Annotated in this window: 14 protein-coding genes; 9 read left to right on the top strand and 5 right to left on the bottom strand. The window is 62.0% G+C overall.

Annotation, left to right across the window (positions count from 1 at the left end; genetic code table 11):
- Window positions 1–24: 24 nt before the first annotated feature.
- Together rho and trxA are read right to left on the bottom strand one after the other, a co-directional pair.
- Window positions 25–1,281, bottom strand: coding sequence for a transcription termination factor Rho (rho, locus tag ACEW7X_RS10535; protein ID WP_068370594.1), 1,257 nt, complete (start codon window positions 1,279–1,281; stop codon window positions 25–27).
- A 115-nt stretch (window positions 1,282–1,396) separates the two neighbouring features.
- Window positions 1,397–1,723 (bottom strand): thioredoxin TrxA, encoded by a 327-nt coding sequence (gene trxA, locus ACEW7X_RS10530; RefSeq protein WP_068370596.1) that lies wholly within the window; start codon window positions 1,721–1,723, stop codon window positions 1,397–1,399.
- A gap of 246 nt (window positions 1,724–1,969) precedes the next feature.
- On the opposite strand from trxA, the gene parE reads away from it, so the two are divergent.
- Together parE and parC are read left to right on the top strand one after the other, a co-directional pair.
- Window positions 1,970–3,931, top strand: coding sequence for a DNA topoisomerase IV subunit B (parE, locus tag ACEW7X_RS10525; RefSeq protein ID WP_134838607.1), 1,962 nt, complete (start codon window positions 1,970–1,972; stop codon window positions 3,929–3,931).
- Window positions 3,928–6,264, top strand: a complete 2,337-nt coding sequence (parC, locus tag ACEW7X_RS10520) for a DNA topoisomerase IV subunit A (protein ID WP_068370598.1) — start codon at window positions 3,928–3,930, stop codon at window positions 6,262–6,264. The genes parE and parC overlap by 4 nt, the downstream gene beginning before the upstream one ends.
- A gap of 160 nt (window positions 6,265–6,424) precedes the next feature.
- Here the strand turns inward: parC and ACEW7X_RS10515 are convergent, their stop codons facing one another.
- Complete coding sequence (locus ACEW7X_RS10515; protein WP_134838606.1) at window positions 6,425–7,441, bottom strand: LysR family transcriptional regulator; 1,017 nt, start codon at window positions 7,439–7,441, stop codon at window positions 6,425–6,427.
- Window positions 7,442–7,600: 159 nt separating this feature from the next.
- Between ACEW7X_RS10515 and ACEW7X_RS10510 the strand changes: the two genes are divergently transcribed.
- Genes ACEW7X_RS10510 through ACEW7X_RS10480 form a run of 7 tightly spaced genes read left to right on the top strand, consistent with a single transcriptional unit; the run spans window position 7,601 to window position 14,610 of the window.
- On the top strand, window positions 7,601–8,815 hold the full coding sequence (locus ACEW7X_RS10510) for an ABC transporter substrate-binding protein (RefSeq protein WP_134838605.1): 1,215 nt from the start codon (window positions 7,601–7,603) through the stop codon (window positions 8,813–8,815).
- Between the two features lie 37 nt (window positions 8,816–8,852).
- Window positions 8,853–10,367 carry a CoA-acylating methylmalonate-semialdehyde dehydrogenase gene (locus ACEW7X_RS10505; protein WP_127774597.1) on the top strand — a complete coding sequence of 505 codons (1,515 nt, stop codon included), beginning with the start codon at window positions 8,853–8,855 and terminating at the stop codon, window positions 10,365–10,367.
- Window positions 10,368–10,386: 19 nt separating this feature from the next.
- Window positions 10,387–11,274, top strand: coding sequence for a 3-hydroxyisobutyrate dehydrogenase (gene mmsB / locus ACEW7X_RS10500; protein WP_130487373.1), 888 nt, complete (start codon window positions 10,387–10,389; stop codon window positions 11,272–11,274).
- Between the two features lie 39 nt (window positions 11,275–11,313).
- Window positions 11,314–12,078 (top strand): ABC transporter ATP-binding protein, encoded by a 765-nt coding sequence (locus tag ACEW7X_RS10495; RefSeq protein ID WP_238591365.1) that lies wholly within the window; start codon window positions 11,314–11,316, stop codon window positions 12,076–12,078.
- Between the two features lies 1 nt (window position 12,079).
- Entirely contained in the window at window positions 12,080–12,784 is a 705-nt protein-coding gene (locus ACEW7X_RS10490; protein ID WP_068370612.1) for an ABC transporter ATP-binding protein, read from the top strand.
- Window positions 12,785–12,790: 6 nt separating this feature from the next.
- Complete coding sequence (locus ACEW7X_RS10485) at window positions 12,791–13,678, top strand: branched-chain amino acid ABC transporter permease (protein ID WP_068371002.1); 888 nt, start codon at window positions 12,791–12,793, stop codon at window positions 13,676–13,678.
- The gene (locus tag ACEW7X_RS10480; protein WP_068370613.1) at window positions 13,675–14,610 is read left to right on the top strand and encodes a branched-chain amino acid ABC transporter permease; all 936 of its coding nucleotides are present in this window, start codon (window positions 13,675–13,677) and stop codon (window positions 14,608–14,610) included. Before ACEW7X_RS10485 ends, ACEW7X_RS10480 begins: the two co-directional genes overlap by 4 nt.
- Before the next feature lie 49 nt (window positions 14,611–14,659).
- Here ACEW7X_RS10480 and ACEW7X_RS10475 read toward each other — a convergent pair whose 3' ends face one another.
- The gene (locus ACEW7X_RS10475; protein ID WP_253595518.1) at window positions 14,660–17,359 is read right to left on the bottom strand and encodes a TRAP transporter permease; all 2,700 of its coding nucleotides are present in this window, start codon (window positions 17,357–17,359) and stop codon (window positions 14,660–14,662) included.
- Window positions 17,360–17,474: 115 nt separating this feature from the next.
- Entirely contained in the window at window positions 17,475–18,473 is a 999-nt protein-coding gene (locus ACEW7X_RS10470) for a TAXI family TRAP transporter solute-binding subunit (protein ID WP_127774591.1), read from the bottom strand.
- Window positions 18,474–18,865: the final 392 nt, after the last annotated feature.

Raw genomic sequence — 18,865 nt, 5'->3', positions numbered from 1 at the left:
GCAGGCATGAGGCCTGCACTGCGCTTATTTCTTCATCATGTCGAAGAATTCGGCGTTGTTCTTGGTCTTGCGCATCTTGTCGAGAATGAACTCCATGGCCTGCACGTCGTCCATTTCGTGGATGAACTTGCGCAGCACCCAGATTTTCTGCAGCAGGTCCGGCTTGATGAGCAGTTCCTCGCGGCGCGTACCCGACTTGTTCAGGTTCATGGCCGGGTAAATGCGTTTCTCTGCCAGGCGGCGCTCCAGGTGGACTTCGCAGTTGCCGGTACCCTTGAATTCTTCGTAGATCACTTCATCCATGCGGCTGCCGGTTTCGATCAGTGCGGTGCCGATGATGGTCAATGAGCCGCCTTCTTCCAGATTGCGGGCTGCACCGAAGAAGCGCTTGGGGCGTTGCAGGGCGTTGGCGTCCACGCCGCCGGTCAGCACCTTGCCGGAGGACGGCACCACGGTGTTGTAGGCACGTGCCAGACGCGTGATGGAGTCCAGCACGATGACCACATCGCGTTTCATCTCAACCAGGCGCTTGGCTTTCTCGATCACCATTTCCGCGACCTGAACGTGGCGTGTGGCAGGCTCGTCAAACGTGGAAGCCACGACTTCGCCGCGCACGGTGCGCTGCATTTCGGTCACTTCCTCGGGGCGCTCATCGACCAGCAGGACGATCATGTAGGCGTCGGGGTAGTTGGTCGTGATGGCATGGGCAATGTGCTGCATCATCACGGTCTTGCCCGACTTCGGGCTGGCGACGACCAGGGCGCGCTGGCCCTTGCCGATGGGCGCGAAGATGTCGAGGATACGGCCCGTCAGGTTCTCTTCGCTCTTGATGTCGCGTTCCAGGCGCATCGGAGAATCCGGGTGCAGCGGCGTCAGGTTCTCGAACATGATGCGGTGCTTGAGCACTTCGGGCGGCTGATCGTTGACACGATCGACCTTCACCAGTGCGAAATAGCGTTCGCCATCCTTGGGCACGCGGACTTCGCCTTCGATGGAGTCGCCGGTATGCAGGTTGAAGCGCCGGATCTGGGACGGGGAAATATAGATGTCGTCGGGGCTGGCCAGATAGGAGGTATCGGGCGAACGCAGGAAGCCGAAACCGTCAGGCAGCACTTCGAGCACGCCATCGCCAAAAATCTGCTCGCCTTGCTTGGCACGGCGCTTCATGATGGCGAACATCAGCTCTTGTTTGCGGAGCCGGTTGGCGTTGTCGATGTCCAGGCTCGCGGCCATTTCCAGCAGCTGCGAGACGTGCAGCGCCTTCAGTTCATTCAGGTGCATGAGCGGAGAAAAGAGGGGATGGAAAGAAAGGACTTGTTCGTAAGGAGATGCTGGCCGGCGATAGAAGACGCCGAGCGCGTCGGAGCAGGCGCGAAACCTGCTCCGTGATGGCGGATTACAGCGAGCTTTCCAGGAAAGCCGTCAGCTGGGCCTTCGAGACGGCGCCAACCTTGGTGGCGGCGACTTGACCATCCTTGAACAGCATCAGGGTCGGGATGCCACGGATGCCATACTTGGCAGCGCTTTCGGGGTTATCGTCCACGTTCAGCTTGGCGATCGTGAGACGGCCGGCAAAGTCGCGGGCAACATCCTCGAGGATGGGGGCGATCATTTTGCACGGGCCACACCAGGCTGCCCAGTAATCGACCAGGACGGGTTGGGAGGACTTGAGGACGTCAGCGTCGAAGCTGGCGTCGCTGATGTGCTTGATGGCTTCACTCATGATGGATTCTCGTGGCGGGAAAGACTAGGCGGGGCGCCTGGTCGTTTAGGTTTCCCATGAATAGGTGATACTGATAGCAGTGAGCATAACACTGTATCGGGGCTTCTGGCAGCCGGTGGTGGGCTGGAAAGGCGCGCCGGGTGTTGCTCACGGGGGAACAAGCAAGAAGTTTGGCACGTAAAAGAGCGCAAGGCGCCGACTTTCCTTAAAATGTCTGTTTTTTTCCACAGTAGTTGGAGCAATTGCGTGGCGACACCGCGATATAACGAAGCATCCATCCGCGTCCTGAAAGGACTGGAGCCGGTACGACAGCGCCCGGGCATGTACACACGCACCGAGAACCCGCTGCATATCATCCAGGAAGTCATCGACAACGCGGCCGACGAAGCGCTGGCAGGTTTCGGCAAGCAGATCCAGGTCACGTTGCACCTGGACGGCAGCGTCACCGTCGAAGACGACGGGCGCGGCATTCCGGTCGGCATGCACCCCGAGGAGCACGCGCCAGTGGTAGAACTGGTGTTCACGCGCTTGCACGCCGGCGGTAAATTCGACAAGCAGGACGGCGGCGCATATGCCTTTTCCGGCGGCCTGCACGGCGTGGGCGTGTCGGTCAGCAATGCGCTTTCCACCCGGCTGGAAGTGACAGTCTGGCGTGACGGCAGCGTGCATCGCATCGCTTTTGCCGGCGGGGATCTGGTGGAGCCGTTGGCCCCCTGCCCGGAGGCTGGCCGCAAGAAATCCGGCACGCGAGTGCGGCTCTGGCCGGATGCCAGTTATTTCGACAGTGCCACCATTCCGCTCAATGAACTGACGCACCTGCTGCGCAGCAAAGCTGTCCTGCTGCCAGGCGTGAAGGTTGTGCTCAAGGTGGAAAAAACCGGCGCCGCCACAACCTGGCGCTATGAGAACGGTCTGCACGATTATCTGGCCGAAGCGCTGGACGGTGCGGAATTGCTGGTGCCCTTTTTCGAGGGCGGGCAACATGCCGGCGCCGATGACGAACATCATTCCCAGGGCGAGGGCGCCGATTGGGTGGTGGCCTGGACGACTGAAGGTCAGGTGGCGCGTGAGTCCTATGTCAATCTGATCCCCACGCCTGCCGGCGGCACCCATGAGGCCGGCTTGCGCGACGGCCTGTTCCAGGCCGTCAAATCGTTTGTCGAACTGCACGGCCTGCTGCCCAAGGGCATCAAACTGCTGCCCGAGGATGTCTTTGCGCGCACCAGTTTCGTGCTCTCGGCCAAGGTACTGGACCCGCAGTTCCAGGGCCAGATCAAGGAGCGCCTGAATAGCCGCGACGCGGTCCGGCTGGTGTCTGGCTTCGTCAAGGGCACCCTGGACCTATGGCTCAACTCCAACGTGGAATACGGCCGCAAGCTGGCAGAGCTGGCCATCCGCCAGGCCCAGGCGCGGGTTCGTTCCGCGCAGAAAGTGGAAAAGCGCAAGAGTTCCGGCGTGGCTGTGCTGCCCGGCAAGCTGACCGATTGCGAATCCAGCGACGTTTCGCGTACCGAAGTGTTCCTGGTCGAGGGCGACTCGGCCGGCGGCTCAGCCAAGATGGGCCGGGACAAATCCTTCCAGGCCGTGCTGCCCTTGCGCGGCAAGGTGCTCAATGCCTGGGAGGTGGAGCGCGACCGTCTGTTCGCCAATAACGAAATTCACGATATTTCCGTGGCCATCGGGGTCGATCCCCATGGCCCGGAGGATGATCCCGACCTGTCCGGCTTGCGCTACGGGCGTATCTGCATCCTGTCGGATGCCGATGTCGACGGTTCGCATATCCAGGTGCTGTTGCTGACGCTGTTCCTCAAGCATTTTCCCCGGCTGGTAGAGGCCGGGCATATCCACGTGGCCAGGCCTCCGCTGTTCCGGGTGGACGTGCCGGCGCAGGGCAAGCGCCCGGCGCGCAAGATCTACTGCCTGGACCAAGGTGAACTGGATGGCCTGCTGGAAAAACTGCGCAAGGAAGGCGTGCGCGAGGATAGCTGGCGCATCAGCCGTTTCAAGGGCCTGGGAGAAATGAGCCCTGAACACCTGTGGGAAACCACGATGAATCCGGATACCCGGCGCCTGCAGCGCGTGGCCTATGGCCCGCTGGGCCGCGATGATACCCGCCGCATGTTCGACATGCTGATGGGCAAAGGGGAAGCGGCCCAGCGCCGCAGCTGGATCGAAGACAAGGGCAACCTGGCCGAGCTGGACATATGACTGACGATTTCAACCAAAATTTTGATCCGCAGGACGCCAACCAGGATCCGGATGGCGACCTGACGCTGGGGCTGTACGCCGAACAGGCCTATCTGGATTACGCCGTTTCCGTGGTGCGCGGCCGCGCCTTGCCCGAAGTGGGCGATGGCCAGAAGCCGGTGCAGCGCCGCATCCTGTATGCGATGCACGCCATGGGCCTGCATTCCGGCGCCAAGCCGGTGAAATCGGCCCGCGTCGTCGGCGACGTGCTGGGCAAATACCATCCGCACGGGGATCAGGCCGCGTATGACGCACTGGTGCGAATGGCGCAGGATTTCACCTTGCGCTATCCGCTGATCGACGGCCAGGGCAACTTCGGCTCGCGCGATGGCGACAATGCCGCCGCCATGCGTTACACCGAGGCCCGCCTGACGCCTTTCGCGCGGCTGTTGCTCGACGAGCTCGACGAAGGCACGGTCAATTTCGGACCCAACTATGATGGTTCCTACCAGGAGCCGCTGATGCTGCCAGCGCGGCTGCCCGTCATGCTGCTCAATGGCGCATCCGGTATCGCGGTGGGCATGGCGACCGAGATCCCGTCGCACAATCTGGGCGAAGTTGCGCGTGCCAGCGTGGCGCTGCTGAAGAAGCCCAGCCTGCCCGATGACGACCTGTACGCGATGGTACCCGGGCCGGATTTCGCCGGCGGCGGCCAGATCATCACGGCACCCGACGATATCGCGCAGATTTATCGTACTGGCCGAGGTTCGATCAAGGCGCGGGCGCGCTGGCACTATGAGGAAATGGCCCGTGGCCAGTGGCAGCTGGTCGTGACCGAATTGCCGCCCGGCACGTCTGGCCAGAAGGTGCTTGAGGAAATCGAGGACCTGACCAATCCCAAGCCCAAGGCCGGCAAGAAAGCACTCAGCGCCGAGCAGCAGCAGACCAAGGCCTTGATGCTGAACCTGCTGGATACGGTGCGCGATGAGTCAGGCAAGGATGCCCCGGTGCGTCTGGTCTTTGCGCCGAAATCCTCGCGGGTGGACCGCGACGAATTCGCTACTGCTTTGCTGGCGCGTACCAGCATGGAAGGCAATGTTGCCATCAATCTGGTGTGCATCGGCCTGGACGGCCGTCCGCGCCAGCGCTCGCTGCGCGAAATCCTGACGGAATGGCTGGCTTTCAGGCGTGATACCGTGGTCAGGCGTACTGCCTTCCGGCGCGACAAGGTGGCCGACCGCATTCATGTGCTGGAAGGGCGCATGGTGGTTTACCTGGACGTCGATGCTGTTATCGAGACCATTCGGGAATCCGATGCACCGCGCGAGGCGTTGATGGCGCGCTTCTCGCTGAGCGAGCGCCAGGCGGATGACATCCTGGAAATGCGCTTGCGCCAGCTGGCGCGGCTGGAAGGGTTCAAGATCGAACAGGAACTGGCCGATAAGCGCCAGGAACTGGAAAAGCTGCAAGCCCTGCTGGACGACGAAACTACGCTCAAGCGGGCCATGGTCAAGGAAATCGAGGCCGACGCCAAGCTGTATGGCGATGAGCGTCGCACCCTGATCGAACCGGCTGAGCGCGCCGTTATGGAAGCCAAAGTGCTGGATGAACCGGTCACGGTGATCGTATCGCAACAAGGCTGGCTGCGATCGCGCCAGGGCCATGGCCACGACGCCACCCAGTTCGGCTTTAAATCGGGCGATGCGCTGTATGGCGCTTTCGAATGCCGCACTACCGACACGCTGATCGCGTTGAGTGACACTGGACGGGCCTATACCATTGCCGTGGCGGGCCTGCCGTCGGCACGTGGCGACGGCGCGCCGGTCACGAGCATGATAGAACTGGAGCCCCGCAGCCGCATCATCCATATGTTCGCAGGTGCGCCTGACAGCCGCTGGGTGCTGGCCAGCGCAAGCGGCTATGGTTTCCAGATCAAGCTGGCGGATGCCACCAGCCGCCAGCGCGCCGGCAAGCAATACGTCACGATCGAAAAGGGCGACAGCCTGCTGGCGCCGGTACCGTGCGCGCCGGAAGCCCGTTATCTTGCGCTGTTGTCCGAACAGGAACGGCTGCTGGTCATTGATATCAATGAGGTGAAGAAGCTCACCGCCGGCGGGCGGGGCACCATACTCATGGGCCTGGACGCCAAGGACAGCATTGCCCAGATCGTGGCGGCCGGCGAGGGCGGGGTGCGCTTGTCAGGCATCTATCGCAAGAAGGAAGTAGAAGATGTCCTGGCCGGGGAAAGCCTGCTGGCCTATCTTGGCAAGCGTGCCCGCAAGGGCCGCCAGCTGGATGTCCGGCCGCGTCAGCCGCGCCTGTGGGCGGTTGATGACGAGGACGGGCTGGCATAACGGTGTTGGCAGGCCTGTGTGGCGTGTGGCGAGGGCTGGGTACCGCGCCAGCAGGCAGCTGATCGTCCGGGCGGCCAGGGCTTGCCTTCTGCCGGGGCCTGTCTTCTGATCCAGGCCGGGCATTTCCGTGACATGAATGGCACTGCCCGGACGCGCCTGGTCACAGGTCTGGCCGCGGACTGGATGCATGACGGGAAAGGGTCTGCTCGTGCGCGCGCACGGCTTCGTTCGCGGGTTCGATGCTGGGCGCCGTCAGCCAGCGCATGGTGGTGGTTTCGCCCATCAGGTAGGCCTGGTTCACCTCGGCAACCTCCCTCAGGTAGTCCCACAGGACTCTCACCCGGGTGACTTGACGGTGCTCCGCCGGAGTCACCAGCCAGAAATTCCGTGTGATGCGGGCTTTGCCCGGCAGCACCGGAATGAGGTCTGTAGCGTCCGCTGCCAGAAAGCAGGGCAGGACAGCCAGCGCCTTGCCCTGGCGGGCCGCATGCAGTTGGGCGATCACATTGGTGCTGCGCAGCGGCACGCGTGATTGCGGTGCGATCTGCGCCAGATAGCTCAATTCCGCACTGAATACCAGATCATCCACATAGCCGGTCAGGCGATGGGAAGCCAGGTCGCGCAGGTTGCGTATGGGCGGGTGCGTGGCCAGGTAGCGCGAGGTAGCGTAGAGCTGCAGCCGATAGTCGGACAACTTGCATGCCACATAGGCGCCTGCCGCGGGGCGCTCAATGGTCACGGCGAGGTCGGCTTCGCGCTTGGAGAGGTTGACGAAGCGGGGGACCGCCAGCAGGTCGACCACGATGTCGCGATGGCGGTCGCAGAAGTGGGCCAGGTGCGGCGCCAGAAAGGCGCAGCCCAGGCCCTCGGTGGCGCCGAGCCGGACCTGGCCGCTGATCGCCTGGGCATCGTTGCGGATATCAGATTCCATTGCACCCAGGGTCGCTTCGATTTTCTCGATGTGATTCAACAGGCGTGTGCCCTCGGGCGTCAGGGCGTGGCCTTGCGTCGTGCGGCTGAACAGCAGCGAACCAATTTCATTTTCCAGGCGGCGCAGGCGCCGGGTAATGGTGGAGTGGTCCATGTCCAGCAGTTGTGCGGCATCCAGGGCCGTGTGGGCGCGGGCGACGGCCAGGAAGATGCGCAGGTTATCCCAGTTGAGGCGTGCTGGATTCATGATTTATTGTGCGTTGCCGCATATCCTCGTTGTGCATTAATGCAAAGTGGTGCTGCATATATTAGCTAACTCGCGTCGGAAACGCATCGCTATACTCGATTCACAAAAAACAGGAATCCGGTACGCCGGCTATCCGAATGACAACCCGAGGAGACAAACATGGCAGCTTATTCCAAGCGTTGGGCGGCGCTCGCCCTGACGGTAGCGGCAAGCGGTGTGGCACAGGCTCAGATTTCGGACAATGTGGTCAAGATCGGTGTGTTGACCGATATGGCCGGGCCGTATTCCGGCATGGGCGGCGCCGGTTCAGTGGTTGCCGCGCAAATGGCGGTGGAGGATTGCCTCAAGGCCGATTGCAAGGGCATGAATATCGAAGTGCTGTCGGCAGACAACCAGAACAAGGCAGACATCGCCTCGGCCAAGGCGCGCGAATGGATGGACCGCGATCATGTCGATGCCTTTGTCGACCTGACCAATTCGGCGGGCGCGCTGGCGATCCAGAAATTGATACGCGAAAAAGGCGGCATTGCAATGTACAGCGGGCCGGCAACGGCGCTGTTGACCAATGACGAATGCGCGCCCAATGGCTTTCACTGGATGTTCGATACCTATTCCCAGGCTGCCGGTGCTGCCGCCGCCCTGACGCGGGAGGGGCGCAAGAAATGGTACTTCCTGACGGTGGATTACGCATTCGGCCACTCTCTTGAGAAAGAAGCCGGCGACATGGTGAAGGCCAATGGCGGCACCGTGGTCGGGGCGATCCGGCACCCGCTCAACAATAACGACTTTTCTTCATTCCTTCTGCAGGCCCAGGCTTCAGGCGCGGATGTGATCGGTCTGGCCAATGGCGCCCAGGACACGATCAATGCCATCAAGACGGCCCAGGAATTCGGCATCGGCAGCGGTTCGCCCAGCATTGCGGCCTTGCTGATCTTTCTGTCCGATGTCCATGCGATGGGCCTGGATGCGGCACAGGGCCTGATTTTTGCCGATGGCTTCTATTGGGATATGGATGATCGGGCGCGGGAGTTTTCGGCGCGCTTCGAGCAGCGCTACCGGGGTAACAAACCGACCATGGTGCAGGCGGGGGTGTACTCCAGCACGCTGCATTATCTGAAGTCTGTGGCCGCTGCGGGGACCGATGACTACAAGGTCGTGATGGAAAAAATGCGCGAGCTGCCGATTGACGATGCCGTGATGCGCAATGCATCCATCCGTCCGGACGGCCGCGTCATTCACGATATGTACCTGTACCAGATCAAGACCCCGGCAGAGTCCAAGGGCCCCTGGGACTACTACAACCTGCTCGCCACCATTCCGGCTGACCTGGCCTTCAAGCCGCTGTCCGCCTCCACTTGTCCCCTGGTCCAGTAAGCACCACCTGGCCTGAACCTTCACACGGAGTATCACCATGAGTTCGCCGCAAACGGCCGTGCCGTGCATTCCGCATTTCATTGATGGCAAGCCTTATCAGTCACGCAGTACGCAGTGGCTTGATGTCACCAATCCCGCCACTCAGGAAGTGGTGGCGCAAGTACCGCTGGCGACACCCGAAGAGGTCGAGCTGGCAGTGGCCAGTGCTGTCCGCGCATTCCAGAGTTGGCGCAATACCTCGCTTGGAGCGAGGATGCGGGTGATGTTGCGATTGCAGCAACTGATCCGCGAACATACTGCACAGCTGGCCGAGCTGATCACGCGTGAGCATGGCAAGACGCTCCCTGACGCCGAGGGCGAGGTGGCGCGCGGGCTGGAAGTGGTCGAGCATGCCTGCGCCATCACGACCCTCCAATTGGGGGAAATCGCCGAGAACGCGGCGACCGGCGTAGATGTCTATAGCCTGTTGCAGCCGCTGGGTGTCGGGGCCGGAATCACGGCATTCAACTTTCCGGTGATGCTGCCGTGCTTCATGTTTCCGATGGCCATCGCGTGCGGCAACACCTTTATTCTCAAGCCATCCGAGCAGGTACCCAGTTCGACCATGCTGCTGGTGGAATTGGCTCATCAGGCGGGCGTGCCGCCGGGAGTGCTCAATGTGATACATGGCGGGGCCGATGTGGCCAACAGCCTGTGTGATCACCCGGATATCCGTGCTTTGTCGTTCATTGGTTCGACGGCGGTGGGCACCCATATCTATCGTCGCGCTACCGAGGCGGGCAAGCGAGTGCAGTCCATGATGGGGGCCAAGAATCATTGCATTGTCATGCCCGATGCGCACAAGGACCAGGCCATCAACAATTTGCTGGGTTCTGCCTTCGGGGCGGCGGGCCAGCGCTGCATGGCCAACTCGGTGGCGGTTCTGGTCGGCCAGGCGCGCGATTGGGTGCCGGAGATCGTGGCGCGATCCCGCGCGCTGCGTGCCGGGCCAGGTACCGACCGTGCCGCGGACCTGGGGCCCTTGGTCAATCCCCGGGCGCGTGCGCGTGTCGAGCGTCTGATCCAGTCAGGTGTCGAGCAGGGGGCGCAGCTCGAACTGGACGGCCGCGGCTATCAGGTGTCTGGCTACGAGCGCGGCAATTTTGTCGGTCCCAGTGTGTTTTCCGGGGTACGGCCGGGCATGGAAATCTATGACCAGGAAATTTTCGGACCGGTGCTGTTGCTGGCCGGGACGGATTCCCTGGATGAGGCGATTGCCTTCATCAATGCCAATCCCAATGGCAACGGCACTTCCATCTTCACCAGCAGCGGCTGGGCAGCCCGCAAGTTCCAGAATGAAATCGACGTCGGCCAGGTGGGTATCAACGTACCGATTCCCGTACCCGTTGCCTATTTCAGTTTTACCGGTTCGCGGGCGTCCAAGCTGGGTGATCTGGGCCCCAACGGCAAGCAGGCGATCAGCTTCTGGACACAGACCAAGACCGTGACGGCACGCTGGTTCCAGCCGGATGCTGAAGGCGGCAGCGTCAATACGACGATCGCCATGAAGTGATCGCACAGGAGGAGACAACATGAGGATCGCATTCATCGGACTGGGCAATATGGGCTTGCCCATGGCCGTGAACCTGCTGGCGGCAGGCCACCAGGTGCTTGGCTACGATTTGGCCGAGGCAGCCCTGGAGGCCTTCGCGGCGGCAGGGGGCCAGCGTGCAGCTTCGGCCAGGCAGGCCTTGGAGGGGGCGCAAGCCGTCATCACAATGCTGCCGGCCTCGCGCCATGTCGAAGCGCTGTATCTGGGAGATGAAGGCGTGCTGGCTGCGGTTCCCGCCGGCACGCTGCTGGTGGATTGCTCCACCATTGCGCCGGCCGTGGCGCGCAAGGTTGCTGCGGCAGCGGCCGAATCCGGGCATTTCATGCTGGATGCGCCGGTGTCAGGGGGAACCGGCGGCGCCAAGGCGGGGACCTTGACGTTCATGGTGGGCGGGGAGACGGCAACGTTCGAGCGGGGCAGGCCGCTGCTGGAAGCCATGGGCAAGAATATTTTCCATGCCGGAGATTGCGGTAGCGGCCAGACCGTCAAGGTGTGCAACAACATGCTGCTGGGCATCCTCATGGCGGGTACCAGCGAAGCATTGCGGCTGGGCATCGCCAATGGGATGGACCCCAATGTGCTGTCGGATGTCATGCTGCGCAGTTCGGGGCGCAACTGGACGCTGGAGGTTTACAACCCTTGTCCTGGTGTGATGGCGCAGGCTCCCGCGTCCCATGGCTATGCGGATGGCTTTGGTGTGGACCTGATGTTGAAGGATCTTGGCCTGGCCCAGGAAAGCGCATTGGCGACCGGTACGCCGACACCGCTCGGTGCGCTGGTGCGCAATCTGTACGATCTGCACAGCAAGGCCGGGCATGGCCGGCTGGATTTTTCCAGTATCTATAACCTGCTTGCATCCCAGGCTTGACACAAGGCACCCGATAGAAGGATGAGGAAGGAGACAGCTTTGGATTCAAACCATGACTATGTGCTGGAAACAGCAGGTCTGGCCAAGGAATTCAGGGGCTTCGTGGCAGTGGCCGGCGTCGATCTCAGGATCCGGCGCGGCCATATCCACGCCCTGATCGGTCCGAACGGCGCGGGCAAGACAACCTGCTTCAATCTGCTGACCAAGTTCCTGACCCCGACGCGCGGCACTATCCGTTTCAACGGTGTCGACATCACTGCTGAGCCGCCAGCGCGTATCGCCCGGCAGGGAATTGTTCGTTCATTCCAGATATCTGCCGTCTTTCCCCATTTGACCGTACTGGAAAACGTGCGCATCGCCCTGCAGCGTCAGTTGGGGCTGTCGTTTCACTTCTGGCGGCCGTCGCGCGTGCTGGATCAGCTCAACGACCGCGCCATGGCCTTGCTGGCCGAAATGGGGCTGGAGGACAGCGCCGGTATGATCGCCATGGAGCTTCCCTATGGCCGCAAGCGCGCGCTGGAGATAGCGACCACGCTGGCGCTGGAGCCGGAACTGATGCTGCTCGATGAGCCGACCCAGGGCATGGGGCATGAGGACGTGGAACGGGTGATGGCCTTGATCCGCAAGGTGGCGCAGGGCCGGACCATCCTGATGGTGGAGCACAACATGAAAGTGGTGTCAGGTATCTGTGACCGCATCACCGTGCTGGCGCGTGGCGCTGTCTTGGCCGAGGGGGATTACGCGGCCGTTGCCAATGACCCGCGCGTGGTCGAGGCATATATGGGCGGTGCCGGGGGGCAATGACATGGGCATCGAATATCTGCGCATCACAAATTTGCATGCCTATTACGGCGAGTCCCATATCCTGCATGGCCTGGACATGAACGTCATGCAGGGGGAGTGCGTGACCTTGCTGGGCCGTAATGGCGCAGGCCGTACGACGGCGCTGCGCGCCATCATGGGCCTGACTGGAAAACGCACGGGTTCCATCACGATCAATGGTACTGAGGCCATTGATCTGGCGCCGCATCGCATCGCTCGCCTGGGCGTGGGGTACTGTCCGGAAGAGCGTGGCATCTATGCCAGTCTCAATTGCGAGGAAAACCTGCTGTTGCCGCCTCGGGTCGGCAGCGGCGGCATGAGCGTCGAGGCACTTTATGCGATGTTCCCAAACTTGCTGGAACGACGACACAGCCCTGCCGGAAAGTTGTCGGGGGGCGAGCAGCAGATGCTCGCCCTGGCGCGCATCCTGCGCACTGGCGCCCGGCTGCTTTTGCTCGACGAAATCTCGGAAGGCCTGGCGCCTGTGATTGTGGCGCAGCTGGGCCGGGTGATCCAGACGCTCAAGGAGCAGGGCTACACCATCTTGCTGGTCGAGCAGAACGCTGCGTTTGCGGCACCGCTGGCCGATCGCATGTACATCATCGAACACGGCCAGGCCGTGGCCGAGTTGACGCGCGAGGAACTGCCGCAACGGCAGGACCTGCTGCGCCGCTACCTGGGGGTATGAGCCATGATGGAAATCCTGGGCGTGCCATTGCCCGCACTGATGGGGCAATTGTTGCTGGGGCTGGTCAACGGGGCGTTCTATGCAATGTTGAGCCTGGGGCTGGCCGTGATTTTCGGTTTGCTGAATATCATTAATTTTTCGCACGGGGCGCTCTACATGATGGGCGCCATGTTTGCCTGGATGGGCTTGCACTACCTGGGCATCAATTATTGGTGGTCGTTGTTGCTGGCGCCTCTGGCAGTAGGCCTGTTCGGTATGGTGATAGAGCGCACGCTGCTGCGGCGGCTCTATAAGCTGGATCATATCTACGGTTTGCTGCTGACGTTCGGGCTTGCGCTCATCCTGGAGGGGCTGTTTCGGGATGCCTACGGCGTTTCCGGCCAGCCATATGCCATTCCGTCGCAATTGACCGGAGTCTTCAATCTGGGCTTCATGTTCCTGCCCAAGTACCGGCTCTGGGTGATTGTGGCGTCCTTGGCGGTGTGCCTGTTCACCTGGTTCATGATAGAACGCACGCGCCTGGGCGCCTATTTGCGCGCCGCTACTGAAAACCCGTCGCTTACCCAGTCGTTTGGGATCAATGTACCCATCATGGTGACGCTGACCTACGGCTTTGGTGTTGCGCTGGCCGGGCTGGCCGGGGTGCTGGCGGCACCGGTGCTGCAAGTCAGCCCGCTGATGGGCTCCAATCTCATCATTGTCGTATTTGCGGTAGTGGTGATTGGCGGCATGGGTTCCATCATGGGGGCGATTCTCTCAGGGCTGGGGCTGGGAGTGATTGAAGGCTTGACCAAGGTGTTCTATCCGGAGGCATCAGCGACTGTCGTATTCGTCATCATGGCCGTGGTGCTGGTCTTGCGTCCGGCGGGCCTGTTCGGCAAGGAGGCATCATGAAATTGAAGGCATCGCAGTTTCTTTATCCTGTCCTGCTGATCCTGGGCCTGTGCGCGCCGGCGCTGGTGTATCCCATCCTGATGATGAAGGTGTTGTGCTTCGCTCTGTTTGCTTGCGCATTCAATCTGATGCTGGGCTATACCGGATTACTGTCGTTCGGCCACGCAGCGTTTTTTGGTTCAGCCGCGTATGTGGCAGGGCATGCAATCAAGGTCTGGTCCTTCGGTCCGCTTACGGGTGTGATAACAGGCACGCTGGTGGCTGCTGTGCTGGGATTGATCATCGGCTTGCTGGCGATTCGTCGGCAGGGGATATATTTTTCGATGATTACGCTGGCTTTGGCGCAAATGGTGTTTTTCCTTTTCCTGCAGGCGCCCTTTACGGGCGGGGAGGATGGCCTGCAAGGGGTGCCGCGCGGCACGATACTGGGCCTGGACCTCAATAACGATATCACCCTCTACTATGTGGTGCTGGCGATCTTCGTCCTGGCGTTCGGGTTGATTTTCCGGATCGTGCATTCGCCTTTCGGCGAAGTGCTCAAGGCAATCCGCGAGAATGAATCCCGTGCGATATCGCTGGGCTATGACGTGACCCGCTACAAACTTCTGGCATTTGTCCTGTCTGCCGGTTTTGCCGGGCTGGCCGGCGCAACCAAAGTGCTGGTGTTCAAGTTTGCCACGCTGACCGATGCGCACTGGCATATGTCGGGCGAAGTGGTGCTGATGACGCTGGTGGGTGGGATGGGAACGCTGCTGGGGCCGGTTGTGGGAGCCAGCACCATCGTGACGTTGCAGAACGTGCTGGCTGACAAGGTCGGTTCGCTGGTGACGGTCATCATGGGGGCGATCTTTGTGCTGTGCGTACTGGCATTCCGGCGCGGGATCGTCGGTGAACTCCAGGCATTGGCCAGGCGTGTGCTGCGCCAGCGCTGACGCGGTACGGGCCGGCCAGCGCGGCGGCCCGTACCATTTTGTCGTCACCTCACCGGCCCGCGCGGCGCAAATTGCCTGGAGACGGCATCGCTTGTGCAGGCGGTGCGTGGCGCATGCGCCGTCCCTGTTGCCACCAGACCAGCGCCAGCAGCAGCAAGGCAGGCAGGTAGACGACGAATGGCGAGGGGCGGTCGGGGTTGGGCACTTTCAGGCTGCGGACATCCCAGCCTTGTTCCCAGCTGGCCTTGCGCGCCGTACTGCCGAAGCGCACGTTCATGATTTGCACCGTATCGCCCATTTCCATGAACTGCAAGCCTGCCAGCGCCAGCCGCTGCATGCCCAGCGCCTTGTGCGCCGCCGCAGGGGCAGCCGCTGTTGCGGCGCTGTCCGGGGTGACGCCGCCTGTCGTTGCCAGGGCATCGTCCGGCAGCGCCGGCAGGCGCACGGCCACGGTCTTGGAGAGTTCGTCGCCTTCGATGTTGTAGCCCTGGATGATGGCGACCAGCCGGCCATTGTCAGGCAGTTCGGCCGCGACCTGATAGATGTCGGCGGCGGGCTGTTCGCGGTATTCCTCGTAGAGCTGGTTCATGAACCAGTCAGGCCGGAACAGCATGAAGGTAACCAGCAGCAGCACGATGACTTCCAGCGGGTTGGCGCGTATGCGCATCCAGCGCATGGTGGCTGCGGCGAAGGTCATGGACGCCAGCGTGGCGCCGATGATGACCAGGCTGAGCTGCCACCAGCCTTCGACGTCAATGAGTAGCAGCATCGGGTTGAACACGAACATGAAGGGCAGCAAGGCCGTCCGCAGTGCGTAGGTCACACCCTGCAGGCCGGTTTTGATCGGGTCTTCGCCGGAAATGGCCGCGGCGGCGAAGGTGGCCAGGCCCACGGGCGGCGTGATGTCGGCCATGATGCCGTAATAGAACACGAACATGTGCACGGCGATCAGCGGGATGATCAACCCGCTTTGGGCGCCGAGTTCGACGATGACGGGTGCCATCAGCGTGGCCATCAGGATGTAATTGGCCGTGGTCGGCATGCCCAGCCCCAGGATCAGGCAGACTAGCGCGGTGAAGAACAGCATCGCCAGGACGTTGCCCATGGATACCATTTCCACGAAGGCTGTCATGCGCAGCCCCAGGCCGGTGAGCGTGATGCCGCCGACGATCAGGCCGGCGGTGCCGCAGGCAATGGCGATGCCTATCATGTTGCGTGCGCCATCCTGCAGGCCGAGGATGGCTTCGCAGGCGCCTTGACGCCATGCCGGGGCGGTAGCCTGCTGGCGGAACCAGGCCGTCAGCGGGCGCTGGGTCACCATTTGCAGCAGGATGGCCACGGCGGACCAGAACGCCGACAGGCCGGCGGAAAGCTCTTCTATGCTCAGGCACCAGACCAGCACGCCAATGGGAATCAGGAAGTGCAGTCCGGCCCGTACCGTGGGCCAGGTTTCGGGGCGTTGCGGGTTGGTGATACTGATGTCAGTGGGCAGGTCGGGGTGGCGGGCAGCCATGCGCAGCAGCCAGACGTTCAGGACCACCAGCAGCCCTATCAGTATCCACATGGCTGCCGCGCCGGCGACTGCCTGCACGCCTATGCCTATGTAATAGACCAGGCCCATGACCACCAGCGTGCCGGAAATGCCCATGCCCCAGCCGGCCAGCTTTTGCAGCGGGGTTTTCGGCTTGCCGGCCGACATCATGGGCTGGATGCCCAGTTTCAGCGCTTCCAGGTGCACGATATAGAACAGCGCAACATAGGAAATCGAGGCTGGCAGGATGGCGTGGCGGATGATATCGGTGTACGGAATGCCCACGTATTCGATCATCAGGAAGGCGGCCGCGCCCATGACTGGCGGCATGAGCTGGCCATTGACCGAGGAGGCGGTTTCGATGGCGCCTGCGCGTATGCCGCCATAGCCTGCTTTTTTCATGAGCGGAATCGTGAAAATGCCGCCAGTGACCACATTTGCTACCGAAGAGGCCGAAACCAGGCCGTTGACGGCAGAGGACACCACGGCCACCTTGGCCGGCCCGCCGCGCAGGTGGCCCAGCAAGGCAAAGGACACTTGCATCATGTAGTTGCCGGCACCGCTTTTGTCCAGTAACGAACCCAGCAGTACGAAAATGAAGATGTATGAAACCGATACCCCCAACGCGACGCCATACACGCCCTCGGTGGTCAGCCACATGTGCGAGGCCAGGCGTTCCAGTGAGGCGCCGCGGTGGGCCAGGACATCGGGCATGTAGGGGCCGGCCATGGCATAGATGACGAAAGCCAGCCCGAGCACGGCCATGGGAGCCCCCAGGGCGCGGCGCGTGACTTCCAGCAGCAGGACCAGCCCCAGTGCGGCAGAAACGATGTCGAATTGGGTGGGCTGCCCGGGGCGGCGCGACAGTTCGACATAGAAAAGATAGAGATAGGCGCCGCAGAATGCTGCAGCCAGCGCCAGCAGCCAGTCGTAGAACGGCATGCGGTCGCGCGGCGAGCGTTTGCTGAAAGGATAGGCCAGGTAGCCCAGGAACATGGCGATGCCGAGATGCAGGGCGCGGGCTTCGGTATCGTTGAATATGCCTATGCCCAGGTCGAAGGGGAAGGGCGAGGCATACCAGAGCTGAAACAGCGACCAGAGCAGGGCGCCGATAGCGAGGACTGCGCCCGCCAGGCCGCCGGCGTTGCGGCCGCCGCGGTCGGCATCTGCGACCAGTTGCTCGAGATCGGTGGAGGGTGTCTGCGGGGTGTTGCTCATGGCATGCCTCCTGTGTTGCTGCGAACCGGTGCCGTCGGTCCGTTGGCAGGGGCGAGGCCGGGCCGGCCAAGCCCCTGCGGGGAAATGGCGCCGGTTGTGGCGCCGCTTCCGGGCATTACATCCAGCCGCGTTCCTTGTAATACTTCTCCGCGCCGGGATGCAGCGGTGCGGACAGGCCGTTCTTGATCATTTCCTCTGGTGTCAGGTGCGCCAGCGCCGGGTGCAGCTTCTTGAAGTCGTCGAAGTTGTCGAACACGGCCTTGGTAATGCGATAGACCGCTTCGTCCGGCACGTCCGAGGAGGTGACCAGCGTGGCAAGCACGCCATAGGTGTCGATGTCGTTGGGGTTGTTGGGATAGAGCCCGCCGGGAATGGTGACCTTGGCGAAGTAGTCATGGTCATTGACAAGTTTGTCCACGGCGGGGCCGGTCAGGGGCACCAGCTGCGCGCCGCAGGTAGTGGCCGGGTCCTGGATATTGGCGGAAGGGTGGCCGACGCCATAGATGAAACCGTCTATCTTGCCATCGCACAGGGCGGGGCCGTGCTCATCGGCACGCAGCTCGGAAGCCAGTGCGAAGTCCTTCAGCGTCCAGCCGCGTGCCGCCAGGTACTGTTCCAGCGATGCGCGCGTTCCTGATCCGGGATTGCCTACGTTGAAGCGCTTGCCCTTGAAATCGTCGAAGGATTTCACGTTGGCTTCTTTCCGGGCCATGACGGTGAAGGGTTCCGGGTGCAGGGAGAAAACCGAACGCAGCTTATCGTACTTGGCATCCTTGAATTGTTCTTCGCCATGGTAGGCGTTGTAGGCCACGTCGGATTGGGCCACGCCGAAATCCAGTTCCCCGGCTTTGATAGTGTTGATGTTGAACACGGACGCCCCGGTGGATTCCACCGAGCAACGCAGGCCATGATCCTTGCGGTCTTTGTTTACCAGGCGGCAAATGGCGCCGCCGGCGGCGTAATACACACCCGTGACGCCGCCTGTACCAATACTGACGAATTGCGTCTGGGCCTGTGCCGGGCTGGTAATCACGGCGCCGCCGAGCAGGAGGGCGGCAAGGATGCTGAGAGTCGGCCCTTGGCGGCGAAAGAGGGGGGAGAGTGGATTGCGCATGCGATTTCTCCTGGCTTTGATGAAAGGGGACAGAAATCCGTGCTGGCCGTGTGCCCAGGGGTGCGGGCGGGCGGCAGGAAGACCGGAAGCGGGTAGCGCACCGGGCGGGCTTGCAACCCATTGAAGCAAATTTGTTGCTTTGCAGATATTTGGGGCTAACCCGATATCGCGAACGTGCGCCATGCACCGCTTGCGGGCATGGCAACGGGCAAGTGGTGCAAACATCCCGGCAGCGTCTGCAGGGGAGATCGAGGCTGGACATGGCTTTCCCCTGGCGGGGCGGCGGGCAGGTGCCACGCAGAAGTGAGTCGGTGAGCAGCCTGCCCGCACCCTGGCCGCAGGGGCGACATACCGTCTAAAATCAAGCTTTTATGACGCATGCGGGGGTGTTT

The sequence above is a fragment of the Kerstersia gyiorum genome (assembly GCF_048595715.1).
Classification (GTDB): domain Bacteria; phylum Pseudomonadota; class Gammaproteobacteria; order Burkholderiales; family Burkholderiaceae_B; genus Kerstersia; species Kerstersia gyiorum.
The sequence above is the reverse complement of the archived record's forward strand: the minus strand, read 5'-3'. Positions and strand labels throughout refer to the sequence as shown.